The organism is Vulcanithermus mediatlanticus, assembly GCF_055385885.1.
In genome coordinates this window covers 1,086,582-1,112,029 of record NZ_AP042385.1, presented here as the reverse complement: position 1 = coordinate 1,112,029, position 25,448 = coordinate 1,086,582, and the positions used below count along the sequence as shown (strand labels likewise).

Annotated in this window: 25 protein-coding genes and 1 pseudogene; 11 read left to right on the top strand and 15 right to left on the bottom strand. The window is 66.7% G+C overall.

The annotated features are described in order from the left end of the window. Nucleotide 1: 1 nt before the first annotated feature. Genes ACZ5BT_RS06660 through rdgB form a run of 3 tightly spaced genes read right to left on the bottom strand, consistent with a single transcriptional unit; the run spans nucleotide 2 to nucleotide 1,847 of the window. Nucleotides 2-511 (bottom strand): hypothetical protein, encoded by a 510-nt coding sequence (locus ACZ5BT_RS06660; RefSeq protein ID WP_464883832.1) that lies wholly within the window; start codon nucleotides 509-511, stop codon nucleotides 2-4. 9 nt (nucleotides 512-520) lie between these two features. Next, the gene (locus tag ACZ5BT_RS06655) at nucleotides 521-1,264 is read right to left on the bottom strand and encodes a TlyA family RNA methyltransferase (protein WP_464883831.1); all 744 of its coding nucleotides are present in this window, start codon (nucleotides 1,262-1,264) and stop codon (nucleotides 521-523) included. A gap of 4 nt (nucleotides 1,265-1,268) precedes the next feature. After that, nucleotides 1,269-1,847 carry an RdgB/HAM1 family non-canonical purine NTP pyrophosphatase gene (rdgB, locus tag ACZ5BT_RS06650; RefSeq protein WP_464883830.1) on the bottom strand — a complete coding sequence of 193 codons (579 nt, stop codon included), beginning with the start codon at nucleotides 1,845-1,847 and terminating at the stop codon, nucleotides 1,269-1,271. A gap of 69 nt (nucleotides 1,848-1,916) precedes the next feature. Here rdgB and ACZ5BT_RS06645 point away from each other — a divergent pair, with 69 nt between their 5' ends. Next, a complete protein-coding gene (locus ACZ5BT_RS06645; RefSeq protein WP_464883829.1) occupies nucleotides 1,917-4,067 on the top strand; it encodes a putative bifunctional diguanylate cyclase/phosphodiesterase in 2,151 nt (716 codons plus the stop codon). A gap of 12 nt (nucleotides 4,068-4,079) precedes the next feature. Here the strand turns inward: ACZ5BT_RS06645 and rph are convergent, their stop codons facing one another. Further along, entirely contained in the window at nucleotides 4,080-4,805 is a 726-nt protein-coding gene (gene rph / locus ACZ5BT_RS06640; protein ID WP_464883828.1) for a ribonuclease PH, read from the bottom strand. 32 nt (nucleotides 4,806-4,837) lie between these two features. Here rph and ACZ5BT_RS06635 point away from each other — a divergent pair, with 32 nt between their 5' ends. From ACZ5BT_RS06635 to ACZ5BT_RS06620, 4 genes are read left to right on the top strand one after another with little or no spacing between them, the layout of a single operon-like run. Then, a complete protein-coding gene (locus tag ACZ5BT_RS06635; RefSeq protein ID WP_464883827.1) occupies nucleotides 4,838-5,791 on the top strand; it encodes an ABC transporter substrate-binding protein in 954 nt (317 codons plus the stop codon). After that, nucleotides 5,788-7,455: a sensor histidine kinase gene (locus ACZ5BT_RS06630; RefSeq protein ID WP_464883826.1), complete on the top strand. Its 1,668-nt coding sequence runs from the start codon at nucleotides 5,788-5,790 to the stop codon at nucleotides 7,453-7,455. Before ACZ5BT_RS06635 ends, ACZ5BT_RS06630 begins: the two co-directional genes overlap by 4 nt. Then, complete coding sequence (locus tag ACZ5BT_RS06625; RefSeq protein WP_464883825.1) at nucleotides 7,433-8,089, top strand: response regulator transcription factor; 657 nt, start codon at nucleotides 7,433-7,435, stop codon at nucleotides 8,087-8,089. Before ACZ5BT_RS06630 ends, ACZ5BT_RS06625 begins: the two co-directional genes overlap by 23 nt. A 36-nt stretch (nucleotides 8,090-8,125) precedes the next feature. Beyond that, nucleotides 8,126-8,986, top strand: coding sequence for a c-type cytochrome (locus ACZ5BT_RS06620; protein WP_464883824.1), 861 nt, complete (start codon nucleotides 8,126-8,128; stop codon nucleotides 8,984-8,986). A 65-nt stretch (nucleotides 8,987-9,051) separates the two neighbouring features. Here the strand turns inward: ACZ5BT_RS06620 and ychF are convergent, their stop codons facing one another. Next, the gene (gene ychF, locus ACZ5BT_RS06615) at nucleotides 9,052-10,179 is read right to left on the bottom strand and encodes a redox-regulated ATPase YchF (protein ID WP_464883823.1); all 1,128 of its coding nucleotides are present in this window, start codon (nucleotides 10,177-10,179) and stop codon (nucleotides 9,052-9,054) included. 36 nt (nucleotides 10,180-10,215) lie between these two features. Further along, on the bottom strand, nucleotides 10,216-10,503 hold the full coding sequence (locus tag ACZ5BT_RS06610; RefSeq protein WP_464883822.1) for a rhodanese-like domain-containing protein: 288 nt from the start codon (nucleotides 10,501-10,503) through the stop codon (nucleotides 10,216-10,218). A 118-nt stretch (nucleotides 10,504-10,621) separates the two neighbouring features. Here ACZ5BT_RS06610 and ACZ5BT_RS06605 point away from each other — a divergent pair, with 118 nt between their 5' ends. Continuing rightward, nucleotides 10,622-11,383, top strand: coding sequence for a carbohydrate kinase family protein (locus ACZ5BT_RS06605; protein WP_464883821.1), 762 nt, complete (start codon nucleotides 10,622-10,624; stop codon nucleotides 11,381-11,383). 25 nt (nucleotides 11,384-11,408) lie between these two features. On the opposite strand, the gene ACZ5BT_RS06600 is transcribed toward ACZ5BT_RS06605, so the two are convergent. The 7 genes and pseudogenes from ACZ5BT_RS06600 to ACZ5BT_RS06570 form a co-directional block, all read right to left on the bottom strand. Beyond that, nucleotides 11,409-12,524, bottom strand: coding sequence for an MFS transporter (locus tag ACZ5BT_RS06600; RefSeq protein ID WP_464883820.1), 1,116 nt, complete (start codon nucleotides 12,522-12,524; stop codon nucleotides 11,409-11,411). A 31-nt stretch (nucleotides 12,525-12,555) separates the two neighbouring features. Beyond that, on the bottom strand, nucleotides 12,556-13,890 hold the full coding sequence (dnaB, locus tag ACZ5BT_RS06595) for a replicative DNA helicase (RefSeq protein ID WP_464883819.1): 1,335 nt from the start codon (nucleotides 13,888-13,890) through the stop codon (nucleotides 12,556-12,558). 240 nt (nucleotides 13,891-14,130) lie between these two features. After that, nucleotides 14,131-14,574, bottom strand: a pseudogene (gene rplI / locus ACZ5BT_RS06590) (50S ribosomal protein L9); the annotation flags it as partial. A gap of 10 nt (nucleotides 14,575-14,584) precedes the next feature. Beyond that, on the bottom strand, nucleotides 14,585-14,839 hold the full coding sequence (gene rpsR / locus ACZ5BT_RS06585) for a 30S ribosomal protein S18 (RefSeq protein ID WP_464883818.1): 255 nt from the start codon (nucleotides 14,837-14,839) through the stop codon (nucleotides 14,585-14,587). Nucleotides 14,840-14,867: 28 nt separating this feature from the next. Then, on the bottom strand, nucleotides 14,868-15,674 hold the full coding sequence (locus ACZ5BT_RS06580; RefSeq protein WP_464883817.1) for a single-stranded DNA-binding protein: 807 nt from the start codon (nucleotides 15,672-15,674) through the stop codon (nucleotides 14,868-14,870). A 12-nt stretch (nucleotides 15,675-15,686) separates the two neighbouring features. Continuing rightward, a complete protein-coding gene (rpsF, locus tag ACZ5BT_RS06575; RefSeq protein WP_464883816.1) occupies nucleotides 15,687-15,995 on the bottom strand; it encodes a 30S ribosomal protein S6 in 309 nt (102 codons plus the stop codon). 107 nt (nucleotides 15,996-16,102) lie between these two features. Then, on the bottom strand, nucleotides 16,103-17,167 hold the full coding sequence (locus ACZ5BT_RS06570; RefSeq protein WP_464883815.1) for a hypothetical protein: 1,065 nt from the start codon (nucleotides 17,165-17,167) through the stop codon (nucleotides 16,103-16,105). A 63-nt stretch (nucleotides 17,168-17,230) separates the two neighbouring features. Here ACZ5BT_RS06570 and ACZ5BT_RS06565 point away from each other — a divergent pair, with 63 nt between their 5' ends. The 5 genes from ACZ5BT_RS06565 to trpD all read left to right on the top strand — a co-directional run bounded on the left by ACZ5BT_RS06565 (nucleotide 17,231) and on the right by trpD (nucleotide 24,286). Beyond that, nucleotides 17,231-19,843, top strand: coding sequence for a phosphoenolpyruvate carboxylase (locus ACZ5BT_RS06565; protein WP_464883814.1), 2,613 nt, complete (start codon nucleotides 17,231-17,233; stop codon nucleotides 19,841-19,843). A gap of 186 nt (nucleotides 19,844-20,029) precedes the next feature. Continuing rightward, nucleotides 20,030-21,130: an integrase core domain-containing protein gene (locus tag ACZ5BT_RS06560; protein WP_464883813.1), complete on the top strand. Its 1,101-nt coding sequence runs from the start codon at nucleotides 20,030-20,032 to the stop codon at nucleotides 21,128-21,130. 114 nt (nucleotides 21,131-21,244) lie between these two features. Beyond that, complete coding sequence (gene trpE / locus ACZ5BT_RS06555; RefSeq protein WP_464883812.1) at nucleotides 21,245-22,669, top strand: anthranilate synthase component I; 1,425 nt, start codon at nucleotides 21,245-21,247, stop codon at nucleotides 22,667-22,669. Then, a complete protein-coding gene (locus ACZ5BT_RS06550; RefSeq protein ID WP_464883811.1) occupies nucleotides 22,666-23,265 on the top strand; it encodes an anthranilate synthase component II in 600 nt (199 codons plus the stop codon). Before trpE ends, ACZ5BT_RS06550 begins: the two co-directional genes overlap by 4 nt. A 16-nt stretch (nucleotides 23,266-23,281) precedes the next feature. Continuing rightward, complete coding sequence (trpD, locus tag ACZ5BT_RS06545; protein WP_464883810.1) at nucleotides 23,282-24,286, top strand: anthranilate phosphoribosyltransferase; 1,005 nt, start codon at nucleotides 23,282-23,284, stop codon at nucleotides 24,284-24,286. A 25-nt stretch (nucleotides 24,287-24,311) separates the two neighbouring features. On the opposite strand, the gene ACZ5BT_RS06540 is transcribed toward trpD, so the two are convergent. After that, complete coding sequence (locus tag ACZ5BT_RS06540) at nucleotides 24,312-25,208, bottom strand: ROK family protein (RefSeq protein ID WP_464883809.1); 897 nt, start codon at nucleotides 25,206-25,208, stop codon at nucleotides 24,312-24,314. Further along, a complete protein-coding gene (locus tag ACZ5BT_RS06535) occupies nucleotides 25,186-25,443 on the bottom strand; it encodes a putative signal transducing protein (protein ID WP_464883808.1) in 258 nt (85 codons plus the stop codon). The genes ACZ5BT_RS06540 and ACZ5BT_RS06535 overlap by 23 nt, the downstream gene beginning before the upstream one ends. Nucleotides 25,444-25,448: the final 5 nt, after the last annotated feature.

Below are 25,448 nucleotides of genomic sequence, written 5' to 3'. Positions count from 1 at the left end.
CCTACGGTTTCCAGCCCAACGGCTCGGCGCCCTGGACCCCCTCCGGCCCCACCGTAAACCGGAGGAACTTCGAAACCGCCACCGTGGCGGGGTAAGGGCTCGAGCGACGCCTGGCATCGGCAAAGACCCAGACCAGGGCATTGTGGAGGTCGGTGAGCAGGAAATCGAGCCTCCAGGCCGAAAGCCCCTCGCCCAGGGGCGGGTGGTCGAAGCAGTCGGGGGCATAGGTCGTGCACCCAGGCGTGAGCACCACCTGCTCGCCCTGCAATCGAAGCACGAAGGCGTCGAAGCGCACCGGAAGACCGGCGCGCAGATCCCGGATCCAACCCCCGGTGACCTCATCCCAGTACACCCGGGCTTCCCGCGTCCGCGGAATGACGGAATAGCGCCAGGCTCCCGGGGTGGTCGTCGAACGCGACGTGGTCTGGGAAATCCGGAAAAAGTCGGAGGTCGGCACCGTCTGGGCCAGGGCGAACGCCAAAAAGGCCAGCCACCAAACCGCGCGCCGCATACCTCCAGGTTATTCGGGGATTTCTGTAGGTTCGGGTTTTTTGAACCAAAGCCAGGACTCGAGGTTCCCCCGCTTCCCCGCGATCGGACTCGGGGCCTCGCCGGCGAGCAAAAGCCCGAGTTCGCGCCCGCTCGCCGCCACCCGCTCAAAGGCCCGCCGCCGGGCCTCGGGGTCGCGAACCACCCCCCGGTGCGACCCCGGCTCCAGTTCGAACTGGGGCTTCACCAGCACCAGCACATCCCCACCCGGCGAGGTCCACCCGGCGAGGCGGGGTAGGATCAGCGTGCTCGAGATGAACGAGACGTCCATGACCGCCATCGAGATCGGTTCGGGAAGGGCCTTGAGATACCGGGCGTTCACCCCCTCCATCACCACCACCCGCGGGTCTTCGCGAAGCCTGGGGTGCAACTGCCCATGCCCCACGTCGATGGCATAGACCCGTCTTGCTCCCCGCTCGAGCAAGACCTGGGTAAAGCCTCCGGTGCTGGCCCCCACGTCGGCGACGACCCGTCCCCCAACGTCGATGCCGAAGGCCGAAAGCGCCCCGAGCAGCTTCTCCGCCCCCCGACCGACGAACTCCGGGAAGGAAAGCACCCGAACCGAGGCGCCTTCTCTCACGGCGAAGGCGGGTTTTCGCACCCGGACTCCATCGACGAGAACCTGACCGGCGCCGATCAGGGCCTGGGCCTTGGCCCGGCTCTCGACCAGCCCTTTTCTTACCAGATAGCGATCGAGCCGCTCGCCCTTCGCCATCGCTTCACGCGCTGTAGGCCGCAATGAGCGCCCGCAGGGCCTTGCCCCGGTGCGAATAGCGCGCCTTTTCCTCGGGGCGCATCTCGGCGAAGGTCTTGCCCGCCTCGGGGACGTAAAACAACGGGTCGTAGCCAAACCCGTGGCTGCCCCGGGGCGCCTCGAGGATCCGCCCCTCGGTTTCTCCACGGAAGACCTCCACCCGGCCGTCCGGATAGGCCAGCACCAACACCGCCACGAAGCGGGCGGTCCGCTCCGCCTCCGGCACCCCGCGCAGACGCTCCAGGAGATAGAGGTTCCGCTCGGTGTCGGTCTTTTTCCCTCCATAACGGGCGGAAAACACCCCGGGCTCGCCTTCGAGGGCATCGACCTCCAGACCCGAATCGTCGGCCAGCGCCACCAGCCCCGAGTGCCTCGCGGCGTAGGCGGCTTTTAAAAGGGCGTTATCCTCGAAGGTTAATCCGGTCTCCTCGGGCAGCGTGATCCCAAAGGCGTCGAGGGACTCAAGGCTCCAGCCGAGGGGACCGAGACCGTCTTTGAGTTCTTTGAGCTTCCCGGGATTCCCGGTGGCCACCAGCACGCGCATCGCCCCCAGCTTAAACGACCCCGCGCCCCCTGGCGTCTGGCCCTGAAGCGCCCGGGATAAACTGCAGACATGTCGGCTTTGGTGCGCCAGGCCGTATCAGGAACTCTTACTAAATCGTGGACGGTTATCGCGTTCGCCGTTGCCGTTCTCTACTTCCTCAACCTGCACCGGCTCTACCAGGTCTACGGCGACGCTGCGCTCGCTTTCGTCGTCCTCTGGCTCCCCTTCCTCGCCTGGCGCACGGGGCCGAAGGGCGGTTTCCTGCTCGGGCTCCTCGCCAACGCCCTCCACTGGCCGCTCATGCCCGAACGCTTCGCCATCCTTTCCAGTTCGCACCTCCCCCTCTTCCTGGTCAACCTGGCAGGTGGCACCGCCACCGGTTTTCTGGGCCAGCAATGGCGGATCCACCAGGCCCGGGAACGCGCCCTCAGGCTGCTCGGCACCGCCGGCCGGGTCGCGGCGACCACTGGCGAGTGGCCGGCGCTGCCGGAGCGGCTCTGCCGGAGCGCGGCCCTCGAGGGCGGCTACCCGGCGGTGCTCTTTTTCGAGGTGGACGAGGCCAGGCGAGTGGAGCTTTCCGCCTGGCACCTGGCGTCCGCCACCCGCGTCCTCAAACCGACGAACCGCCATCTCGAGGTCTACGACCGGGGCCGGCGCCTCGCCAGCATCGACCTCGAAGCGCTCAGCCCCTGGATCCCGGCCGAGGTGGTGTCGGTGGAAAGCGACGGGAACCCCAAAGCTTTTTCCAAGCTGGCCGCGGCCCTCTCCCTTCCCCGGCTGGTCCTGGTCCCCGTTCCCTGTAAGGACAGGGTGAGCGCGGTGCTCGCGCTTGGCGAACGCGAGCGGCGCCCCCTCACCCCGGGGGAAGACGAGGCGCTCTCCGAGGTGGGCCTGGTGCTCGGCGCTGCCCGGGAGCGGTTCAGGCTGAAGGAAGCGCTCGAACGCCAAGCGGTGACCGATCCGCTCACCGGCTTGCAAAACCGGCGCGGGTTTGCCCTTTCGGGGCAGGCGATGCTCGAACGCGCCCGGTCCCGGGGGCGCCGGGCCGCGCTGCTCTACCTCGACCTCGACCGGTTCCAGATGGTCAACGACACCCTGGGGCACGCCGCCGGCGACCAGGTGCTGCGCGAGGCGGCGACGCGCCTTTTGCGCGCCTTGCGTGAAGAGGACCTCTTGGCCCGAATCGGCGGCGACGAGTTCGCCGTGCTCCTGGTCGGCGACCGGGAGACGGCCGAGGCGCTGGCCAAGGAGCTCGGCTCCGTTCTGTCGCACCCCTTTGCTATCGCCGGCCGCAGCTTCACCCTCAGCACCAGCATCGGCATCGCCATCGCCCCCGACGACGGCGTCGAGATCGAAGACCTCTTGCGCAAGGCCGACGTGGCCATGTACCAGGCCAAGCGGCTCGGCCGGCCGGTTCTCTTCTATAACCCGAGGAGCGACCAGGCCTTAAGAGAGCGGCAGGCCCTCGAGGAGGACTTCCGAAAGGCTCTCAAAAACGGCGAAATCACGCCCTACTACCAGCCGGTGATCTCGCTCCGGCAACGGCGAGTGGCCTTTTTCGAGGCCCTGGCGCGCTGGCGGGTCTCCCCCGCCGTTTTTATTCCCCTGGCCCAGGAGCTGGGCCTCGCCGACGCCCTCGACCGGGCGATCCTGGAGCGGGTCGCGGCCGACCTGGCTCGCTGGCGCCGGGCTGGACACGCCATCACCGCCAGCGTGAACGTCACCCCGACGACGCTCGCCACCGGCGACTTCCTGCCCTTCGTCCTCGAAACCCTCAAAACGCACGGCCTGCCGCCGGAGGCGCTCATTTTGGAGATCACCGAATCCTCCTTCCTGGGCTCGAGCGGTGAGCGGGCCCTCGAGGCCCTCCACCAGGCCGGGTTCAGCCTCGCCGTCGACGACTTCGGCACCGGCTACTCGTCGTTGGCCCGCCTCAAACACCTGCCCCTGGACTACGTCAAGGTGCCCTACGAGTTCACCCGCGAACTCCCGGGTTCGAGCGCCGACGCAGCCATCGTGACCGCGATCCATATCGCCGGCGACGAGCTCGGCTTCGAGACGATCGCCGAGGGCGTCGAACGCGAAGCGCAGGCCCGCTTTCTGAAGGAAATCGGCTACGACCTGCTCCAGGGCTTTCTCATCGCCAAGGCGATGCCAGCGGACGAAGCCTTAGCGTGGTTTCGCGAGGCCAGAAGCCGAATTTCCGCGCTCTCGTTGTGATTCGAAACCCAGCTACGCTTCCGATGCCCGGCCTGCCATGGCGCGATGCACCTGGGATACGATCCCGGGAATCTTCTCCAGCCCGATCGCGACCATGCGCTGGAAGACCCCGGCCGGGAGCGGACGCCCCTCGCCCCCCCCGTGGACCTCGATGATCTCCCCCTTGGCCGTTCCCACCACGGTGAGGTCGGCCGAAGCGCTCATATCCTCCGCCTCAGTGAGGTCAAGAAACACCCGGTCGTCGCCGAACCATCCCAGGCTCACCGCGGCGAAGGGGACCAGCGGCCACTCGTCGATCTCACCGCGCCGCACCAGACGATCGAAGGCCTGCCAAAGGGCGGCATACCCCCCGACGAGCGAGGCCACCCGGGTTCCGCCGTCGGCCTGGAGCACATCGGCGTCGACCACCACGGTCTTTCCTGGCACGGCTTTCAGGTCGAGCACGGCTCGAAACGCGCGCCCCAAAAGACGCTGGACCTCCTGGGTGCGCCCCCCGAGGCGGAAACGTTCGCGCTGGGTCCGGTTCCGCGTGGCCCGGGGCAAGAGGTTGTACTCCGCCATCAGCCAGCCGCTGCGACGGGGGACGTGGCGCGGGACCCCTTCGGTCACGCTCACCGCCACCAGAACCCGGGTCTGGCCCAGCTCGATCAGGGCCGACCCCTCGGCGTACTCGGCATAGCCAGGCACCACGCGCAAGGGTCGCATTTCCAGGGCCTCTCGACCGTCTCTGCGGGTCATCTCTCCTCCCGGGGCCAACTTAACATGAACCCATGGGCCACCTGGCGCGCCTCGTTCCCGTGCTCGTGCTCCTCATCACCGCCTGTCAGGATCGCGCCGCCCCCCGCACCTGGGTCGGCATACTGGTCTCGGGAGAGGGACGCATGGAACGCGTGCTGGGCCTCGAGGAGGGCCTCGAGGCCTTCGGCCTGACCGGCGTCGAGCTCCGCATCTGCAACGGCCGCGGCAGCCCGGCCCGGCTCGGCGAATGCGCCCGCCGTTTCGAAGCCCAAGGGGCCGCGGTTCTCGTGACCACGGGCGGCATCGAAACCACCGAAGCCCGAGCAAACACCCAAAGCGTACCCATTCTCTACGTCGGTCTCGCCGCGAGTCAGGACTGGCCGTTCATCCAGAGCCTCACCCGGCCGGGGGGCCGGATCAGCGGCGTGGATAACGGCTACGCCGAGCTCGCCGGGAAGCGACTGGAATGGGCGGTGAAAGCGCTCCCCGGCGTCCGACGGGTGCTGGTCCTGTTGCAGCCTGGGGTGGTGCCCACGGCCCGCGCTTTCCAAAACCTGGCCCGGGCCGCCGAAGTCCTCGGGGTGAGACTCAGCCGCTTTCCCGTGGAGCGCCCTTCGGACCTCGATCGGCTGCCCCAGATCCTCACCGAAACCCGTCCCGACGCGGCCCTGATCCTGCCCAGCTACATCCTGGAAAACGCCCTCACTGAGCGCGTCTTACCCGCACTCGACACCGCTCAAATCCCCCTCATTGGCCTTTCAGAAGAGCAAACTCGCCTCGGCGCAAGTCTGAGCTACGGGGCGAGCGGGCGTGCCCTGGGGCGGCAGGCGGCGCGCATGCTCCGGGAAGTCATGCGGGGCTACCCCATTGCGGCGCTGCCGGTGCAGCGCCCCGACGTCCCGCGCCTCTCCCTGAACCCCAGCGTCCTAAAGCGCCTCGGGATCGTCCCCAGCCCCAACATCCTCCCCATCGCCCAAGAACCATGAGCCGGCTTGAGATTCGATTCCTCGTGGCTGCCGCTGCGGCGGCGATCCTGCCCCTGATCGGGGTATGGCTGATCGGATGGCGGCTTGTGGGTGAAGCTTACCTGGGCCAGGCCTCGCAACACCTTGCCGGCATGACCGAACGCATCGCCGTCGAGCTCGAGGCCCGCCTCGTGACCATCGACCGGGTGTTAAAAACGGTCTGCGTCCTCGCCGGCGATAACCCCGAACTGGCCCTCGATGTGGCCCTGGCCGAGCTCCCCGAGCTCGACACCGTGGGACTGTCCGACGAACGCAGGTACGTTCGTGCTTCCCGGTTTCGGGTCATTCCCCCAAGCAGCCGCCTCCCGAAGGCGGACCCGGGGAACGTACGCAAGGACGAGTGGGGCGAACCCGTGCTCCGGGTGGTTGTAACCTGCGGCCAAAGGCGGCTGGAGGCCGACGTGCGCCTCCGCCCGATCTTCGACCTGGTGGCGAGCGTGCCGCCCAACGACACCGCCCGCCTCTTCGACCAATCCGGGCACTTGCTGGCCAGCTCCGACCTCACCGAGGTGCTGCGCCAGGGCCTTCAAACACCCGCGTCCGAGGTGCGCCGTTCGACCCGCCGCCTCGAGAACGGCTGGCGCCTGAGCGTGGAAACCTCGCGCGCCGCCCTCACCGCGCCGCTGGGCCGCGCCAACTGGCTCATGGCTTTGGCCCTGGTGCTGGCGCTTTTCGCGAGCGCCGTCCCCGGCGTCAGGCTCGCCCGGAGCCTGACCCGACCGCTCAGCCTTCTCTCGCAAGGGGCGGCGGCGCTCGGACAATCCAAAAAGCCGCCCCAGCTCCCCGAGACCGGTCCGCCCGAGGCCAGGGCCGCGATCCGTGCCTTCAACCGCATGGCCGAAGACCTGGCCGAGCACGCCGAACGACTCGAGGCCCTGGTCAACGAACGCACCCAGGCGCTGCGGCTGGCCCTGAGGCAGGCCGAGGCGGCGAGCCGGGCCAAGAGCCGCTTTCTGGCCTCGGTGAGTCACGAACTCAGGACCCCGCTCACCAGCATCAAAGGGTATGCCAGTACGCTCCGGAGCCGGGACGTCCGCTGGTCGGAGGAGGAGACCGAGGCCTTCCTCAAGGTGATCGAAGAGGAAGCCGACCGCCTGTCGTGGCTCGTCAACGACCTGCTCGATTTCGCCCGCCACGAGGAAAAGGGGCTGAGGCTGGTGACCAAACCCCTCGACGTGTCGGCACTGATCGAGACGCTCCAGCCAAGGCTCTGCAAGCTGGCCCCCGAACACCCCGTCCATTTCTCGATCGCGCCGGGCGTTCCCCTGGTTCCGGCCGATCGCGAGCGGATCGCGGGTGTGCTCTACAACCTGGTGGAGAACGCCGGACGGCACACCCCGCCGGGTACCGAAATCACCGTCGAAGCCCTTCCCCACCCCGAGGGGGTGGAGATCGTGGTGCGCGACAAGGGGCCCGGAATTCCCCCGCCCCTCTGGGAGGCCGTCTTCGAACCTTTCTTCCAGGGGGAGCCCAAACCCCAGGGCAGCGGCCTGGGCCTCGCAATCTGCAAACTCGTCGTCGAGGCCCACGGCGGGCGGATCTGGATCAACGCCCCCGACGGCGGCGGAACCGCGGTACACTTGATCCTGCCGAGGGAGGCCCATGCGGGTCCTGATCGTGGATGACGACCCCAACATCCAAAACCTGATCGCGGCGAACCTCAAAGCGCGCGGGTACGAGGTCGGTACCGCCAGCGACGGCGAGGCGGCGATACGCGAGCTTTTGGCGGGTGCCTGGGACGCCATGTTCCTCGACCTGCGCATGCCCGGCCTGGATGGGCTCGAGGTCATCCGCCGCGTTCGGCCAAAGTTCTCGCTCCCCATCATCGTCATCTCGGCCCTCGGGGAAGAGGCCACCAAGGTCGAGGCGCTCGATCTGGGCGCCGACGACTACCTCACCAAACCCTTCGGTATCCCCGAGCTCCTGGCCCGGCTGCGCGCGGTCCAGCGCCGCTACGGCGCCCCGGAGGGGCCGCTCCGCTACGGCGAGGTCACCCTCGACCCCCAAGGTGGGTTCGTTCGAGCCGGCGACCGAGAACTCCGCCTCACCCCCACCGAGTCCGCCCTCCTCCACCACCTCCTCAAGCGGGCCGGCCAGACGGTGACCCACGCCGAGCTCCTCGACGCGGTGTGGGGCCGGGGCGAGGGCGACCTCCACTACCTCCACGTCTACGTCGGCCGTCTCCGTAAAAAGCTCGCGGGCGCGCTCCGCATCGAGGCCGTACCCGGTGTGGGTTACAGGATTTTGAGGACTTTTTGAGCGCGTCAGTTCGAAACTCGACCTGGAGGTGGCGCGATGAGAAAAAGCCTCGTGTTCGTGATCCTTTTGAGCGTGTTCGGGTTGAGCCTGGGGCAAAAGGTTCCCGATCCCCCGAGCGCCTACCCAGAAGGCGAGCTCGGCAAGCTGGTCAAGCTCGGCGAGGAGCTGGTGATGAAAACCGACACCCATCCCCTCACCCGGGCCTATGTCGGCAATAAGCTCCAGTGCACCAGCTGCCACCTCGAGGGCGGCAAGACGAAAAACAAGTTCGCCACGTTCATCGGTACCGCAGCCGCTTTCCCCGCCTACAGCCCCCGGGAAAAAGCGGTCATCACCCTCGAGGACCGTATCCTGAACTGCTTCATGCGCAGCATGAACGGCACCCGGCCCCCGGTCGGCTCCAAAGCCTCGGTGGCCATCGCCGCCTACATCACCTGGCTCTCGAGCGGCCTTCCCATCGAACAAAACCCCAGCAAGCCCATCGGGCGCTACAATGCGCCCTGGCCCGACCCCGCAATCGCAAAACTCGTCAAGTCGGGCCGGGTCGACCTCGAGCGGGGCGGCGAGCTCTACGCGCAAAAGTGCGCCGCCTGCCACGGAAAAGACGGCCAGGGCGTGGGCACCTTCCCACCCCTTTGGGGTCCCAATTCCTACAACAGCGGCGCGGGCATGGCCAACGTCATCAAGGGCGCCTCGTGGCTCAAGTACAACATGCCACTCGGCAACGCCAACCTGAGCGATCAGGAGGCGGTGGACATCATGGCCTACGTCAACAGCCACCCGAGGCCCGCCTTCAAGCTCACCGAGCACCTGCCGGACCCGGAAAAGCTCGGGGAATACAACTCCAACGTCCCCGAGCAGATCATCCCCGCGCCCACCTGGCCGCCGAAGAAGTAGCCGGCGAATGTGGGCGGCCTGCGCCTCGGGCGCAGGCCGCCCTTTTTTTGTCCACCCTGCCTCATTTAAACGTTAAAGAGCACCAGCATCACGTCGCCGTCTTGCATCTCGTAGTCACGGCCCTCGGTGCGCACCCAGCCGCGCTCCCTGGCCCCGGCCCAGGACCCGGCCTCCACCAGGCGGTCCCAGGGCACGACCTCGGCACGGATGAAGCCCCGTTCCATGTCGGAGTGAATCTCACCCGCGGCCTGGGGCGCCTTGGTGCCCCGGCGAACCGTCCAGGCCCGGATCTCCTTTTCCCCGGCGGTGAAAAAGGTGATGAGGTCGAGCGCCCGGTAGCCGGTTTCGATCAAACGGTCAAGGCCCGAGCGTTCCAAGCCGTATTCGCGGAGCAGCGCCGCCGCCTCTTCCGGGGAGAGCTCAGCCAGCTCGGCCTCGAGCTTGGCGCAGACCACGACGACCTCGGCCCCCTCGAGGGCGGCCCTTTCCCGAAGCGCCTCGACGTAGGGGTTTTGCGCCCCGTCCGGGAGATCCTCCTCCGAGACGTTGGCCACGTAGATCAGGGGTTTGGCGGTAATGAGGCCGAGCTGTCGGTAGAGCCCGGCCAGTCGCTTGGCCTCCTCCTCACCCCTGGCCTCGTACTTGCGCAAGGGTCTTCCCTCTCCCAGCCACTCGACGAGCGGCCGCAAGAGGTCCAGGGTCGCCCGGTCCTCCTTGCTCACCCGGGCGCTGCGTTCAAGCCGTTCCAGGCGGCGCTCAAGGACCCCGAGATCGGCCAGGGCGAGCTCGGTGTGGATCGTTTCCACATCCCGGATCGGGTCCACCGAGCCCTCGACGTGCACCACGTTGGGATCCTCAAAGGCCCGCACCACGTGGGCCACCGCCGCCACCTCGCGGATATGGCCGAGGAACTGGTTGCCAAGCCCCTCGCCCTTGTGCGCCCCCCTGACCAGCCCGGCGATGTCGACGAACTCCACCGCGGTGGGGACAATGGGGGGAAGGCGATCCCCCTTGCGGAAAACGCCCTGCAGGGCGGCGAGTCGGTGGTCGGGAACGGGCACCACGCCGACGTTTTTTTCGATGGTGGCAAAAGGGTAATTCGCCGCCAGGGCGCCGGCCCGGGTCAGGGCATTAAAGAGCGTGGATTTACCAACGTTGGGGAGACCGACGATTCCGATTCCAAGGTTCGGCATGCCAAGGTGGGAGTATACCCCAGGCGCGCTCCTTCTTCAGTGCGCCTTCAAGGCTTTAAGCCCCTCTTCCAAAACGTAGGCCTTGTAGCCATCGGCGTCGAGGTAGAGCGCCGCCAGCGACGACATGTGGCCGAGATCGCACACCAAAAGCACCGGCTTATCCTTGGGGAGGTCGTACTTGCGCTGGGCAATGGCCTCGAGGGGCACGTTCATCGCGCCGGGCAGGCTCCCCTGCTTGAATTTGGCCGGATCGCGGACGTCGACCACCAGGAAACGCTCCGGGTTTTTCTCGTATTCGTCCCAGCCAATGCGAGCGATACCCATGAACATCATCATATCAAGAAGCGCCCCCGAGCGCTCAGGCCGGGCCGGGCCGGGTATAGCATGGCTGAAGGATACCCATTAGGCTAGGGTATGGGCTGGTTGTAGGAGGTGCGTAACCGTGCTCTTAGTCGTTGGCGAGGCCCTGATCGAGATGACGAGCGAATCCGAGGGGCCATTTTCAAGTGATCAACGCTTCGTGCCCGAACCCGGCGGCTTCGCCCTCAAAGAGGCCGTCGCCGCCGCCAAACAAGGTGCCCGCGTCCGCCTGCTCTCACGCATCGGCCGCGACGGTGCGGGCGGCTGGATTAAAAAGAAGTTGCAACAAGCGAATCTCGAACTGATGCTTCAGGAAGACCCGGTCTTCCCCACCAGCCTGGTGGTCCGCGGCCCGGACACCCTGATCTACCGCCTGGCCGATGCCCACCTTGAGCCCGCAAACGAGGCTTTTTTCGAAGGCGGGCGCCTGCTCCACACCACCGCCTGGCCCTTCGGGCTCGATCCCGGGCGTACCAGCGCCGTGCAAACCTTCCGGGAGGGGATGCGGCGGGGGCTCGGGCTCTCGATGGACCTCAACTACCACCCCCGGGCCTTCCGGGGCGATTTTATGGAGATCATCCGCCCCTACCTCCCGTTTACCTACCTCAAAATCGACGAGGACTCGCTCGAACACCTGGGCCTCAAACCAAGCGAGCTCTTCCAGCTGGCCACCACGGTGCTCTTTTTCCGCAGGCAGCAGGTCCGGCTCCTGTCGCTCATGGACGAAGAGAACTTTCCCCTTGCCGCCGAGCAGGACCCGGAGGCCATCTACGGAAAGTTCCTGGCCGCGGTGAGCCAGGGGGCCGAGCCGGCCGACGCCCTGAGCACGGCCATGGCCGAGTGAGTCCAAGCGGCACCGGAGCGCTGGGCTATCCGGCGCTCCGGTGCTTTTTTCGGAGCCAGCCCTCGAGGACCAGGGCGTAAAAGGCCAGGACCAAAGCGATGGCCCCCAGGATGAAGGGAATAGCCCCGGGGCCAAAGCGGCCGACCGCCACCCCGATCAGCGAGGGGAAAACCCCGCCCACGCCGCCGGCGAGCAAAACCCACGATGTGGCCCGCCCCCCCGGTCCGAGGACCTGCTGCACCCACGACATCGCCGCCGGGAACACCGGGCCCAAGAAGAAACCGGCAGCGGGGTAGGCATACCCCGCCCAGGGGCCACTCGCGACCAAAACATAGGTCAACGCCACCAGGGTGAGGGCGACAAACAGAAAGCGCTCGGCCCGCAGCCCGGGAGCAAAGGCCGCCACCGTCAGCCGACCGGCGGTCTGCATCCCCCAGTAGAGGCCGATCCATACCACCGACGTCCAGCCCAGGGTCTCGAGGTGATAGGCTCCCCAGTGCCCCCCGCTCGACTCCAGGCCGACGTAGACGAAGAAAAAGGCCATGAACGCAAACAAGCGGACGTCGGCACCACCCGCCCGCGCCTTCTCCCCTGGCACCGCCGGCACTCCGGGGACGCCCAGCACCAACGCCGCCACCAAAAAGGCCAGGGCGGCGATGGTGGCATACAGGGCCGGAAGCCCAAACCCCAGCAGGATCCCCACGAGCCAGGGCCCGACCATCGAGCCCAGGCCGAAAAAAGCGCTCTCGAGGTTGAAGGCGGCGAGCCGCCGCGTCGGGTAGGCCGCCCCCAGCAGGACCAAAATGGTGGTGTTGACCCAGCCAAACCCGGCACCGGTGACGAAGGCCCCGAAAAGCGCCACGCCCCACACCGGGGCCGCCGCCAGCGTCAGGGCGCCGAGACCGAGCAAGGCCGGTCCGGCGGGCAGGGCGGCGGAAAAGCCGACCGCCTTGAGCCGTCGCCCGGCGAGCCAGGTCGTCAGCAGAGTTCCGGCGAAAAACGCCCCGACGATGAACCCCACCTCGTCGATGGGGACGCCAAAACGCCTGGAAAACGCCGAGAAGGCTGGGCCGAAGGTCGTCTGCACCAGCCCCACGAGCATGGCGGAGGCCAGCGCCGCGGACATCGGGGTCCGTCTCACGAGGGTCTACTCTAACCCGACCCGAGGTCGGTCAGATCTCCTCGCGAGCCAGGTCGTTGAAGCGAACGTGCGCGGCGTGGAACTGCAGCTCAACGGTGCCGGTGGGGCCGTTTCGCTGCTTGCCGATGATGATCTCGGCGATGCCGGCCTTGTCCGAGTGAGGGTTGTAGTATTCGTCGCGGTAAATAAAGAGCACCAGGTCAGCGTCCTGCTCGATCGAGCCCGACTCACGGAGGTCGGAGAGCATGGGGCGCTTGTTCGGCCGCCCCTCGACCGCGCGCGAGAGCTGCGAAAGCGCCACCACCGGGACCTCGAGCTCGCGGGCCAGCCCTTTGAGCCCGCGGCTGATGGCGGCGATCTCCTGCTGCCGGTTCTCGCTCTTGCCGCTCCCGGCCGCCCCCGACATGAGCTGCAGGTAGTCGACGATGATGAGGCCCAGCTTGTGCTGGGTCCGAAGGCGTCTGGCCCGGGCCCTGAGCTCGAGCAGCGAAAGGTCCGGCGTGTCGTCGACGTAGATCGGGGCCTCGGCCAGCCGGCCGGCCACATCCACGATCCTCTGGAAGTCCCGTTCCGAGAGCTGGCCCTGCCGCAGGCGGTTCATATCGATCCGGGCCTCGGCGGTGATCATCCGGGTGACCAGCTGCACCGCGGGCATCTCCAGCGAAAAGATCCCCACCGGGACCCCGTCTTTGAGGGCCACGTGCTGGGCGATGGTGAGCGCGAAGGCGGTCTTGCCCATGCTCGGGCGGGCGGCGATGATGTTGAGCGAGCCCGGCTCGAACCCTCCCACCATCTGGTCGAGCTCTTTAAACCCGGTGCGCACCCCGCTCGGCATCCCCTGGTGCTCGTAGAGCTCGTTGATGTGCTCGAAGGTCTCGTGGACCAGATCGCGCATCTCGGAAAACTCGCGCCGGTGCCCGTCGGTCTGGACCTCGAGGATCTTCCGCCCCGCCTCGTCGAGGATTTCTTCCACGCTGCCCGCCTCGTCGTAGGCGAGCTTCATCACCTCGCCAGCAGCGGCGATGAGCCGGCGGAGCACGGCCTTTTCGGCCACGATGCGGGCGTAGTGCTCGGCGTAAGCGGCGGTCGGCGTCTGTTCGGAGAGGCCCACCAGGTAGGCGAGTCCGCCCACTTCGTCCAAGACCCCCTCCCGGCGCAGTGCCTCGGAGAGGGTCACCAGGTCCACCGGCTCGCCCGACGCCGCGAGCGCCTCCATGGCCCGCCAGATCTTCTGATGACCCGCCTTGTAAAACGATTCGGCGCTGATCAAGCCCTCGAGGCGCTCCAGCACCGAGCTATCGACGAGGACCGAACCGAGCACGCTCATCTCGGCCTCGAGGTTGTGGGGCGGAACCCTTCCTTCCATACCGAACCTCAACCGACCTCGGCCGGGGGTGCCATCATCTTATCCCCTGGCGTTCCCCGGCGCACCGGAAAAACCCCAGCCACGACGCCCACAGGAACATTCGGGCCCGGGCAATGCCTTCCCGGGCCCGCGGGCAGGCGCCCCGGCTCAAGCCTCGGGCGCTTGGCCCTGGTCCTCGCTCTCGCGCTTCGCCTCTGCCTCGGCTTCAGCCTCCGGCTCGGTCACAAAGACCCCTTCACCCTGCTCGTTGAGCACCCAGACCTTGAGGACGATCGGCACCTCGGGGTGGGGCTTGTAGGTGAGCTCGTAGGCGCCGAGTTCCTTGATGGGACGCCGCAAGTCGAGCCGTTTTGGGTCGATGGCGATCCCGTGCTGCGACTCGAGCTCGGCGGCGATATCGCGGGCGGTCACCGAGCCGTAGATCTTGGTCTCCCCAGCCTTCACCTTGATCTTCAGGGTGAGGGCCTCGAGGATCTCTTTAAGCCGCTCCGCCTCAGCCTTCCGCTCGGCCGAACGCTTGGCCTGGGCCCGAATCTTGGCCTCCAGGGCGCGCATGTTCGACTCGGTGGCCGGCACAGCGTAGCCCTGGGGGAAAAGGTAGTTGCGGGCGTAACCGGGCTTAACGTTGACCACCTGGCCCACGTCGCCCAGGTTTTCGAGAGGTTCGAGAAGAATGACCTTCATCGCGTCCCACCTACTTCCTTACCAGCTTCTCGGTGAAGGGCACGATGGCCATGATCCTGGCCCGCTTGATGGTCATCGCGAGCCGCCGCTGGTGCTTGGCGCAGACGCCGGTGCGGCGACGGGGCAAGATCTTGCCCGTCTCCGACATGAAGCGCTTCAACATGCGCCCATCCTTGTAATCGGTGACCTCGAGCTCGCCCGTGCAGAAAGGACAAACCTTGGGCCTGCGGTAACGCTTCGGCTTGACCTGCTTTTTCGTGCTCATCCTCGCTTCCCCAACGTACCGTCACAAACTAAAACGGCAGATCTTCTTCCGGCGGGAAGTCCTCAAGACCTTCCTCGACGTCCACCCCACCCGTCTGGACCGTTTGGGCCCCGGGCCCGCCAGCCCCGGGACCACGGGTGAGGCGCTCGATCCGCTTGGCCTCAACGCGGGTCACGAAACGTCGCTCTCCGGTGGAGGAAGTCCAGGAATCGTTGACCAAACGGCCGATGACCAAGACGGGCTCGCCCTTGGTGAGCTCCCCGGCCCACTCGGCGAGCTCGCGCCAGGCGGTGACGTCGATGAAGTGCGTCTTCTCCTGGTCCTGCCCCCGGCTCACGTAGCGCTCGTTGACCGCAAGCCCGAGCCGCGTCACCGCGGTGCCCTGGGGGGTGTAGCGGAGTTCAGCGTCCCGCGTCAGGTTTCCGATCAGGATCACCTGGTTGAGCGCGTCAGAGAGCCGCTCCTGCCCCCGGGCGTCGGTCACGGTGCGCCCTTCGCGCCCCTCCGGGTTCAGGGGTTCGATCCGGTCGACACGGACGTCGATCGCCGAACGGCGCTGACCGTCCTCGGTGTCCCAGGCCCGGTAATCGAGCCGCCCCTCGACGAAGGTGGGGGTACCCGCCTGGAGCTGCTCCGCCAGGAGTTCGGCATAGCGGCCGAAGAGCTTCACCCGGTGATACCAGGGCAACTCGCGGACACCGCCGGTTTCATCGGTGATCTTGTCCTGCCCGGCCAAGGTGACCTCGAGGACCGCCAGCCCGCCCGGCGTGTAGCGCAGCTCGGGCGTCTGGGTCACGGTACCCAGGAGATAGACGCGGTTTGTGCCTTTGGCCATAGCCTTTTTAGTCTACGCTTTCTTGGTCCTCCACTCGGGCCGATCGCGCACAATCATGACGCGCCGGACGTTGTCGCGAACCAAAAGTTCGCGCTCGAGCGGTTTCACCTCGGCACCCGGCATCTCGACCTTGTAAAAGACGTAGTACCCCTCGGTGTCCTTCTCGATGGGGTAAGCCAGGCGCCGGTTCCCCCACTCGTCAACCTCCTTGACCTCGGCCCCGTGCTTGTCCAAGGCCTTCAAGATGATGTCCTTTTCGAGCTGGAGCTTTTGGGGCTCGAGGTTGGGGTTGAGGATCATTCCGACCTCGTAGATGGGCATACACACCTCCTTCCCTTTGGCCTTTACGGCTCCGGGTCACTCGCCCGGAGCAGGGATGGGCCGAAGGGAGAGTATAGCACACCCCGTCCGGCCCGGGGGAGCGCTGATCAGCCCCGACCGCCGGCGAGGCGCCCGAATACGCTCACCGCTCCGTTCATGGCGAAGTAGAGCACGATGGCGAGTGCATCGAGCCCGCCGCCCCAGATCCTGAGCCCGGCGTTGGCGGCGAGGTCGCCCCAGAGGCGAAGGATCAACCCCAGGTGCAGCAATAAGAGCGGCAGGTAAAAGGCCGGCGAGTAACGCAGTTGCAGCCCAAGCACCGCCGGGAAGATCACCGGGGCATGGCCAAAGACCATCGAGAACACAAAGCCCAGATAAATCGCGTGCAAAGCGGCGTCGTAGAGCAACCCGCGCTCGGGGAGGCCGAAGATCAGCATCAAAAACGCGCCCAAAAGGAGCCAGAAGTAGCCCGCGATCAGCGAAGCGCCCATGAACTGGTGAACTCCCTCGCGCCGGAGGTTCACCCAAGCGACGTCATACTTGAGGAGCCAAAGCGCCATGCCCAAAAAGCCGAGCGCCAGCAGGCGCACCGAGAGCTCGGGGCTGATGACGCTCGTCAGGTAACCGACCACAATCAGCCCCTCAAGCCCCCAAAAGGCCCGGTTGGCCAAGGCCGGCTTGGGGACAAAGCGCGAGAGCTCAAGCCGCTCCCCTGCGATGATGAGCACCAGGTAACCCGCCCAGAGCAAGCTCACGAGCGACCAGGAAGCGCCAAACGCCCAGGCCAGGTCGCCGACGAAGAGGAGCAGAGCACCGAGGGCCATGGCGGCGGTGAAGTCGGCCGGCTGAAGGCGGTAAATGTAGAGGGCCACCGCGACGTAGGCGAGGGCGCCGGCGATCAGCGCGAGCGTGCCGAGGGACGTGGCCCCGAACGTCAGCGCCAGACCACCGGCGGCCATGAGGATGGGGGCCAGGTAGGTCCAGCCCTTGCGCAGGCCCACCGCGCGCTCAAGCGCGATCAACGTCCCGAAAAAGGCCGAGACCATGAGCGGGCCGTGCAAAAGGGCGAGCCGGGGCGAAAAGAGGACCCAGCCAATCCGGGCCAGGCCGGCATCCAGCGCAATCAGGAGTAAAACGACCGCAGAGACGAGGAGCGAGACACGGAGAACCATGCTCTTTTTATAGACCCCCACCGCCCCTGGTGTCCAAAAGCCGCGGGGGGTATATTCCGAAAAATGCCTGATGCCCCGGCCTTCGAGGCGCTCAAAAACGAGGTGGATCTCCTGGGCAGGGCCCTCGGCGAGGCGATCCGGCGCCTTTCTGGGCCCGGCATGTTCGAGATGGAAGAGGCGATCCGCCACCTGGCCAAGCGCCTGCGCCAGGACCCGGGGGACAAAGACGCGGCCAGGGCCTTCCAAGCCCGCCTCGCGGCCCTTTCGACTCTCGAGGGCGAAGTCCTGGTGCGCGCGTTCTTGAAGTTCTTCCTCCTCGCCAACCTGGCTGAAGACCGCCACCGCCAGCGGGTCAACCGGCTGCGCGAAAGCGCGGCCACCCCCGAGGCCCCGCGCGAGGAGTCGCTCCTGGCACTCATCGGCGAGCTGAAGGCGATGGGTCTCGGCCCTGACGAGGCGGAAGAAGCCCTGGCCCGCCTCACCATCCACCTCACCTTCACCGCCCATCCCACCGAGGTGCGCCGCCGCACGGTGCGCCACCACCTGGAGCGCCTCTGGCAGCACCTGGAAAACGGTCCCGACCTCGAGGCCATCCAGGCCCAGGTCGAGGTTCTCTGGGCCACCCTCGAGCTCAGGCCCGAGCGCCCCAGCGTCGAGGACGAGGCCAAGGGCGGGCTCGCCTACCTCCACACCACCCTCTGGGAAGCCATTGCCCGCTTCGCCCGGGCCCTGGATGAGGCCTTCCGGCGCCACTACGGCCGGGGCCTGAAAACCCCTCGCTTCCCCTTCCGCTTTCGTAGCTGGATCGGTGGCGACCGCGACGGCAACCCGAACGTCACCCCCGAGGTCACCGCCTGGGTGCAGAAGTACGCCCAAGAACGCCTGCTCGAACGTTACCAGGAGGCGCTCGGGGACCTGATCCGCGACCTTTCCTTTTCCAAAACCCGGGTAGAGGTGCCGCCCTCCCTGCAAGCCGCCGCCGACGAGTATGCCCGTCGCCACGGCCTTTCCAGCCGGTTTTCCGGCGAGCCCTTCCGCCGCTACCTCCTCGGTCTCTACCGCGAGCTCGACGACGATCCGGCGTTGCTCGCCCCTTCGCTCGCGCACCTCGAGGCGAGCCTCAACGATGCGGGCCTTGAACGGACCGCCCGGGTGCTGGTCCGGCCCGAGCGGGTGCGGGCGGAAACATTCGGGGCAACGCTCTGCCCCCTCGATCTCCGCGAAGAGTCCGCCGCCCACCGACGGGCGGTGGACGAGATGCTCGAGGTGGCCGGGGTCATGCGCTTTTACGCCGAGGCCGACGACGAAACCCGGGAGGCCGTCCTCACCCGGGAGCTTTTGACCCCCCGACCGCTCCTGCCGGTCGGTTACCGGCCGCAAAGCCGGGCCTTGCAGCTGTCCCTCCAAGCCCTCTCAGTCTGGCGACACCGGGGGGCCTACGTGGTGAGCATGACGAGGAGCCCCGCCGACCTGCTCGAGGTGCTGGCCCTCGCCCGCGAGGTGGGGCTTTTCGACCCCCGGCGCGGGGCCCCCTTCGACGTGGTCCCCCTCTTCGAAACCCTCGCCGACCTCGAGGCCGCACCGAGGGTGGTGCGAAAGCTCATCGAAAACCCGGTCTTCAAGCGGCACCTCCGGGCCCGGGGTGGCCTCGAGGTGATGATCGGCTACTCGGACTCCAACAAGGACGCGGGTTTTTTCGCCGCCAACTGGGCACTCTTTAAGGCCCAGCGCCAGGTGGCCGAGGTAGGACGCGAATCCGGGGTACCGATCTTCTTCTTCCACGGTCGAGGCACCTCCACCGCGCGCGGGGGCGGGCCGGCGGGACGCTTCCTCGCCGCGCTGCCACCGGGGAGCCTGGGCACGCGGATGCGACTCACCGAACAGGGCGAAGCGCTCTCGGAAAAATACGCGCACCCCGAGCTCGCTATGCGGAACCTGGAACAGATCTTCTACCACTTCGCCCTCGCCACGCTCGCCCCACCACCGCCGCCAGAGCCCGCGTGGGAAGCGGCCATGGAGGAGGCCGCCCGCGCCTCGGTACGCGCCTACCGTGACCTTGTCGACGACCCCGAGTTCCTCCGCTTTTTCGAATCCCTCACCCCCATCCACGAGATTGCTCGGCTCAAGATCGCCTCGAGGCCGGTGTGGCGCCACGGCCGGGTCGAGGACCGGAAAGACCTCCGGGCCATCCCCTGGGTCATGGCCTGGACCCAGGTCCGGCTTCTGGTGCCGGGGTGGTACGGTGTCGAGGCCGGGCTTTCGGCCATCCCCAAACCCCTGCGGCAGGAGATGCACGCGCGCTGGCCCTTTTTCCGGGCCCTTTTGGCCTCGGCGGCCCAGAGCCTGGCCATCGCCGACCCCGGAGTCGCCCGGGCCTATCTGCAGCTCGTCGAAAAACACCATCACCGATTCCTCAAAACCATCGAGACTGCCCACACCCGGGCAATCGAGCTGGTGGAGGAAACCCAAAGGGCCCCTCTGCTCGCCGACCAGCCCACGCTGGCGCGCGCCCTCAAGCTGCGAAACCCCTATGTGGACCCCCTGAACCACCTCCAGGTCGAACTGCTCCGCCGCTACCGGAACCGGCCCGAAGATCATCCGGAGCGGGAGGGCCTCGAACGCGCACTGCTGCTTTCGATCCTGGGCATCGCCGCCGGGCTCCGAAACGCCGGCTAAGCGAAACGTATTCGCCTCCCAACATGTCGGGAACGGAGCAGCCATTCACGTTATGGGGGCCCCGTCGCGCGCTTGCCCCGGCGGGGTACTCCGCGCGAAGAAGCCCAACTGAACCCGGACAGACACATGTGAGACCGAATCGATAAGAATGTGGGGACCACTCCAGGAGAGAGGAGGTCCCCACGTATGCAGCTTACAACGGTTGGCCGGGAGGTATGGAGGGGGGCGAGGAAAGCCCAGGTGCTCCAGGAGGCTGGAGCGGGCGACCCCACGGTCCAAGACCGTCTGCGAAAGCTCAAACAAGTCGAGGCGTTCCGGAAACACAAGGTGGACTGGTCCGAGATCCAGTCCCTGGTGGGAATCAGCCGAGCCACCTACTACCGCTGGAAAAAGCGACTCAGGGAAGAAGGCCTCAAAGGCCTTGGGCCCAGATCCAAACGCCCAAGGCGGTTGCGACGAAAGCTCCACTGGACGACCGAACTTCTCATTGCGATTGAAACTTTGAGGAAGCAAAACCCCACCTGGGGCCGCTGGCCGATCTGGCTGGCCTTGGGGAAGCAAGGCTTTGGGGTTAGCGAACGCACCGTGGGCCGTATCCTGGCCCACCTGGGAGCGCACCGTCGTGTTGAAAGCGTGGCCGCCTTCCTGGCCCGGGCGAGACGGGGGAAGGTGAAGCGAAGGCCCAGGCGCCCCTACGCCAGGAGAAAACCCAAAAGCTACGTCGCCTCCTCACCCGGCGACCTGGTTCAGGTGGACACCCTTACCGTGACCCTAGGACCCGGGGAGGCCGTCAAGCATTTTTCGGCGGTAGACCTTTACACCCGCTTTTCCCTGGCCGAGGTGCACACCCGGGCCACCGCCAACCTAGCAGCTGGCTTTCTGGCCCACCTCATCACCCAGGCCCCCTTTCCCGTCAGGGCCATTCAGGTGGACGGTGGAAGCGAGTTCATGGCCGAGTTTGAGGAAACTTGCCAACGTTTGGGTATCGAGCTCTTCGTGCTGCCCCCGAGAAGTCCCAAGCTCAATGGCCACGTGGAGCGGATGCAGCGGACCTTCAGGGAGGAGTTTTACACCCAGCCTCTGCCGACGAAAATCCCCGAGCTCCAAAGGGAGCTCGACGCCTACCTGGACTACTACAACCGCAGGAGGCCCCATCGTGCGCTCAACGGCCTTGCGCCTCTTGAGTTCCTGGCTAGAATGCAAGCGGAGTCGGTCCCCAAAAGAGTCTCAGATGTGTTGACCGATTACACCAACTTGCCGCCGCCTCGGGGTAAGGGTAAACTCTAGAGCAAGATGTTTATTCACGGCCTCGCCCGCTGGTGGCCCGGATAGCCCCGGGGCACACGGGCGCGTGCCCTCGGGGTTTTGCCACCGAGGGACTTTTTGTTTTTGGGAGGAGCCATGGAAACCGTCGTGGTGCAAAAGATCATCTTCGCCGACCTGGAAACACCGGTCACCGCCTATTTGAAGCTCTCGGAAAAGCAGCCCACGAGCTTCCTTTTGGAATCGGTCGAAGGCGGCAAACAGTGGAGCCGATACTCGATCATCGGCATCGGGGCCCGGCGAACTTTCCGGCTCAAAAACGGCGTCTTTACCGTGAACGATGAACCGATCGAAACCCAAGACCCGCTCAAAACCCTCTACCACGCCGTGCACCGTCAGGTCGAAAGCAAGAGCGATCTTCCACCATTTTTTGGCGGCGCGGTGGGGTATGTCGCCTATGACCTGATTCGCCTCTACGAACGCCTGCCGGCGACGAACCCCGACGATCTGGAGGCCCCCGATCTTCTCTTCGTCGAGCCCGAACTCTCGGTGGTCTTCGACCATTTTCGGCAGCGCATCCACCTCATGGCCCCGGCCGTTGGCGGTGGCCCCAGCGCCGTTAAAGATGCGCTGGAAAAACTCGACTGGGCCGAGCGCAAGATCCGCGGCCCGCTCCCCGGTATCCCCGGGGAACGCGGCGGGTGGAGGCATGAGTTTCAAGCGACCTTTGACCGCAAAAGCTTCATCGAGGCGGTCGAGCGGGCCAAGGAATACATCTACGCCGGCGACATCTTCCAGGTGGTGCCCTCGATTCGTTTCTCGGCCAAGCTCGGGGTCCACCCCTTCGCCATCTACCGGGCGCTGAGAACCGTAAATCCCAGCCCCTACATGGGCTACTTGGACCTTGGAGAAGTGACGCTGGTCTCGGCCAGCCCCGAATCCCTCCTTCGCTCCGATGGCAAGAAGATCACCACCCGACCCATCGCGGGCACCAGGCCCCGGGGCAAGACCCCGGAAGAGGACGCGAAGCTCGCCCAGGAACTCCTCTCCGACGAGAAGGAGCGGGCGGAGCACGTGATGCTGGTGGATCTCTCGCGCAACGACATCGGCCGCGTCGCCCGCGCCGGCTCGGTGAAGGTCCCCGAACTCATGGTGGTCGAGCACTACTCCCACGTGATGCACATCGTGAGTACCGTCGAGGGCGAGCTCGCCGATGGCAACACGCCGCTCGACGCCCTGGCGAGCGTCATCCCCATGGGCACCATCTCCGGCGCGCCCAAGATCCGCGCCATGGAGATCATCGAAGAACTCGAGCCGCTCAGGCGAGGCCCCTACGGAGGTTCATTCGGCTACTTCGCCTACGACGGCCACATGGACATGGCGCTCACCCTTCGCACGCTGGTGATGAAAGACGGCTGGGTCCACGTTCAGGCCGGAGCGGGAATCGTGGCCGATTCCTCCCCGGAGCGCGAATACGAGGAGATCCTGAGCAAAGCCAAGGCCATGCGAAAAGCGCTCGAACTCGCCGAGGCAGGCCTTTTGGCCCGGGAGGTATGGGGATGAAACGACCGATCCTCGTCATCGACAACTACGATTCGTTCACCTACAACCTCGTGGATTACCTCAAGCAGCTGGGCGCCGAGACGGTGGTTTGGCGTAACGACCGCTTCGAGCTCGACGACGTCGCCGATCTCAACCCCAAGGGCATCGTCATCAGCCCCGGCCCCGCGACCCCCTACGACGCCGGCCACTCGATCGCGGTGGTCCGGCGGTTTTCCGGCCGGGTGCCCATCCTCGGCGTCTGCCTGGGGCACCAGGCCATCGGCGCCGCGTTCGGAGCCCAGATCGTACGGGCCAAGCGGCCCTACCACGGCAAGACGAGCCCCATCGAGCACGACGGCACCGGACTCTTCTCCGGCCTGCCCAGCCCCTTCACCGCCACCCGCTACCACTCGCTGGTGGTGACCGACCCGCCGCCCGAGCTCCGCGTCAATGCCTGGAGCTTTGACGACGGGGACAAAACCATCCAGGGCCTGATCCACACCAGCCACCCCACATTCGGGGTCCAGTTCCACCCGGAGAGCATCCTGACCGGGCTGGGCATGGAAATCATCAGGCGCTTTCTGGAAAGAACCAGGGAAAGCCTGGCAAACGACTGAGGACGGAGGTTTGGTCATGGAGCTTTTGCAAAAGGTCTATCGCGGCGAAACTTTGGACCACGAGGAAGCCTACCGCCTCATGCAAGCGGTGATGGCCGGGGCGCTGAGCCCGGCGGAGACGGCGGGGCTTTTGATCGGTCTCAAGGTCCGGGGAGAGCAGGAGGAGGAAATCGCCGGATTCGCCCGCGCCATGCGGGAAGCGGCCCTCGAGGTCCAGGTCTCCCACAAAACCGTGGACATCGTGGGCACGGGGGGCGACGGCAAGGGCACGTTCAACATCTCCACCGCCAGCGCGTTCGTGGCCGCGGCGGCCGGGGCCAAGGTGGCCAAGCACGGCAACCGGGCCGCCTCCAGCCGATCGGGTTCGGCGGACGTCCTCGAGGCCCTCGGGGCCAAGATCGACCTCGCCCCCCAGCAGGTTGCCCGGCTCATCGACCAGGTAGGAATCGGCTTTATCTTTGCCCGAACCCACCACCCGGCGATGAAACACGTCGCCCCGGTCCGAGCCGAGCTCAAGACCCGAACCGTGTTCAACCTCCTCGGCCCCCTCACCAACCCAGCAAGGCCCAGTTACTTCGTGCTGGGCGTGTTTTCACCCCAGCGCCTCGTGGCCATGGCCCAGGCGCTCAAAAGCCTCGGCGTCGAACGGGCGCTGGTGGTCCACGGCGAGGGCACCGACGAACTCGTGCTGGGCGAGAACCAGGTGGTGGAACTCAGCGACGGCGAAATCCGGCGCTACACGCTGCGGGCCGAGGAAGTGGGGCTTTCTCCGGCGCCCCTCGACGCTCTCGCCGGCGGCAGTCCGGAGGAGAACGCGGCGCTGATCCGGAGGATCCTGGCTGGAGAGGAATCCGGCCCGGCACGCGACGTCGTCGCCCTCAACGCCGGCGCCGCCATCTACGCCGCCGGACTCGCCGAGAGCCTCGCGGCCGGTGTAGCCCGGGCCCGGGAACTCCTGACCCGCGGCGAGGCAAAAACGGTGCTTGAGCGCTTCGTCGCGGCCTCCAATAACGCGCCCTGAGCGCGCCAACACCACCGTGGGGGCCCTAGCAGTACTCGGCGGCGAGGGCCGCCCCGATTACGCCCACGCTCCGGCCCAGACGGGCGGTGCGAATGGGCGCTGCCTTCCAGCCCCGGAGGTGTTCCTCGTAGGCGCGGCGGATCGCGGCCACAAAGTCCTCCCCGCCGCCCAGCACCACCCCGCCCCCGAGCACGACCACTTCGGGATCGAGGACCTTCTGCAGGCTGGCGAGGGCAACCCCAAGGTGCCTTGCCGCGCCCTCGACCAGGCTCACCGCCTTGGCCTCGCCGTCGTGGAAGCGGGCGAAGAGCGCCTCGGCGCTTAAAGGCTCGCCGTAGGCGTAACTGGCGTCGCGTTCGAGCGCCCTGCCCGAGGCCACGGCCTCGAGGCACCCCTGGCGCCCGCATCCGCACAGCGGCCCCCCGGGGACCACGGTGAGGTGACCCACCTCGCCTCCCTGGCCGTAAGCCCCGCGGTGAACGCGGCCGTTGATGATCACCCCGCCCCCGATCCCGGTCGAAACCGTGACGTAGAGCGAGTGCTTGGCGCCCTGGGCGGCGCCGAAATGGTGCTCGGCCAAAGCGGCGGCGTTGGCGTCGTTTTCCAAGACCACCCGCATCCCGAGCCAGTCCTCGAGGCGTTCCCGGAGCGGATAGTCCACCAAACCGGGGATGTTGGGGGCGAAGCGAACCACACCCTCGGCGAAGTCGAGCGGGCCGGGGGTCCCCACCCCCGCCACCGCCACCGCCAGACCGCTTTGGCGGACCGCCTCACGACCCGCCTCGGCGATGGCGCGCGCCACCGCATCGCCGTCGCCGGTTTGCGGCGTCGGTCGTTCGAAATACCCCTTGAGGCCATCATCGGTGAGCACACCGGCGGCGATCTTGGTGCCGCCGAGATCAAGCCCCAGCGTCGCCCGCATCGTTACCGACCAGCTCGCTGGCCCGAGCGAACATGGTCTCGGGCACCCAGACGTAAACCTCGGGACCCATGGGTTGCGACCCGGTATACGGACGCGTTTCCTCCGCCGCGTCGGCCACGTAGGCGGGAATCCCGTTTTCCCTGAGCATCGCCTCGAAACTTCCGGCCACCGGCGCGGGGAAAACCCCCAGCAAACGGTAGGGGTGGCCACCGATCATTCTTCGCCCTTCAGCCATCGAAA

Bases quoted from the DNA above. Each gene is read 5' to 3' on its own strand.
- ACZ5BT_RS06660 (WP_464883832.1), bottom strand. From the start codon at position 511: ATGCGGCGCGCGGTTTGGTGGCTGGCCTTTTTGGCGTTCGCCCTGGCC.
- ACZ5BT_RS06655 (WP_464883831.1), bottom strand. From the start codon at position 1,264: ATGGCGAAGGGCGAGCGGCTCGATCGCTATCTGGTAAGAAAAGGGCTG.
- rdgB (WP_464883830.1), bottom strand. From the start codon at position 1,847: ATGCGCGTGCTGGTGGCCACCGGGAATCCCGGGAAGCTCAAAGAACTC.
- ACZ5BT_RS06645 (WP_464883829.1), top strand. From the start codon at position 1,917: ATGTCGGCTTTGGTGCGCCAGGCCGTATCAGGAACTCTTACTAAATCG.
- rph (WP_464883828.1), bottom strand. From the start codon at position 4,805: ATGACCCGCAGAGACGGTCGAGAGGCCCTGGAAATGCGACCCTTGCGC.
- ACZ5BT_RS06635 (WP_464883827.1), top strand. From the start codon at position 4,838: ATGGGCCACCTGGCGCGCCTCGTTCCCGTGCTCGTGCTCCTCATCACC.
- ACZ5BT_RS06630 (WP_464883826.1), top strand. From the start codon at position 5,788: ATGAGCCGGCTTGAGATTCGATTCCTCGTGGCTGCCGCTGCGGCGGCG.
- ACZ5BT_RS06625 (WP_464883825.1), top strand. From the start codon at position 7,433: ATGCGGGTCCTGATCGTGGATGACGACCCCAACATCCAAAACCTGATC.
- ACZ5BT_RS06620 (WP_464883824.1), top strand. From the start codon at position 8,126: ATGAGAAAAAGCCTCGTGTTCGTGATCCTTTTGAGCGTGTTCGGGTTG.
- ychF (WP_464883823.1), bottom strand. From the start codon at position 10,179: ATGCCGAACCTTGGAATCGGAATCGTCGGTCTCCCCAACGTTGGTAAA.
- ACZ5BT_RS06610 (WP_464883822.1), bottom strand. From the start codon at position 10,503: ATGGGTATCGCTCGCATTGGCTGGGACGAATACGAGAAAAACCCGGAG.
- dnaB (WP_464883819.1), bottom strand. From the start codon at position 13,890: ATGGAAGGAAGGGTTCCGCCCCACAACCTCGAGGCCGAGATGAGCGTG.
- rpsR (WP_464883818.1), bottom strand. From the start codon at position 14,839: ATGAGCACGAAAAAGCAGGTCAAGCCGAAGCGTTACCGCAGGCCCAAG.
- ACZ5BT_RS06580 (WP_464883817.1), bottom strand. From the start codon at position 15,674: ATGGCCAAAGGCACAAACCGCGTCTATCTCCTGGGTACCGTGACCCAG.
- rpsF (WP_464883816.1), bottom strand. From the start codon at position 15,995: ATGCCCATCTACGAGGTCGGAATGATCCTCAACCCCAACCTCGAGCCC.
- ACZ5BT_RS06570 (WP_464883815.1), bottom strand. From the start codon at position 17,167: ATGGTTCTCCGTGTCTCGCTCCTCGTCTCTGCGGTCGTTTTACTCCTG.
- ACZ5BT_RS06565 (WP_464883814.1), top strand. From the start codon at position 17,231: ATGCCTGATGCCCCGGCCTTCGAGGCGCTCAAAAACGAGGTGGATCTC.
- ACZ5BT_RS06560 (WP_464883813.1), top strand. From the start codon at position 20,030: ATGCAGCTTACAACGGTTGGCCGGGAGGTATGGAGGGGGGCGAGGAAA.
- trpE (WP_464883812.1), top strand. From the start codon at position 21,245: ATGGAAACCGTCGTGGTGCAAAAGATCATCTTCGCCGACCTGGAAACA.
- ACZ5BT_RS06550 (WP_464883811.1), top strand. From the start codon at position 22,666: ATGAAACGACCGATCCTCGTCATCGACAACTACGATTCGTTCACCTAC.
- trpD (WP_464883810.1), top strand. From the start codon at position 23,282: ATGGAGCTTTTGCAAAAGGTCTATCGCGGCGAAACTTTGGACCACGAG.
- ACZ5BT_RS06540 (WP_464883809.1), bottom strand. From the start codon at position 25,208: ATGCGGGCGACGCTGGGGCTTGATCTCGGCGGCACCAAGATCGCCGCC.
- ACZ5BT_RS06535 (WP_464883808.1), bottom strand. From the start codon at position 25,443: ATGGCTGAAGGGCGAAGAATGATCGGTGGCCACCCCTACCGTTTGCTG.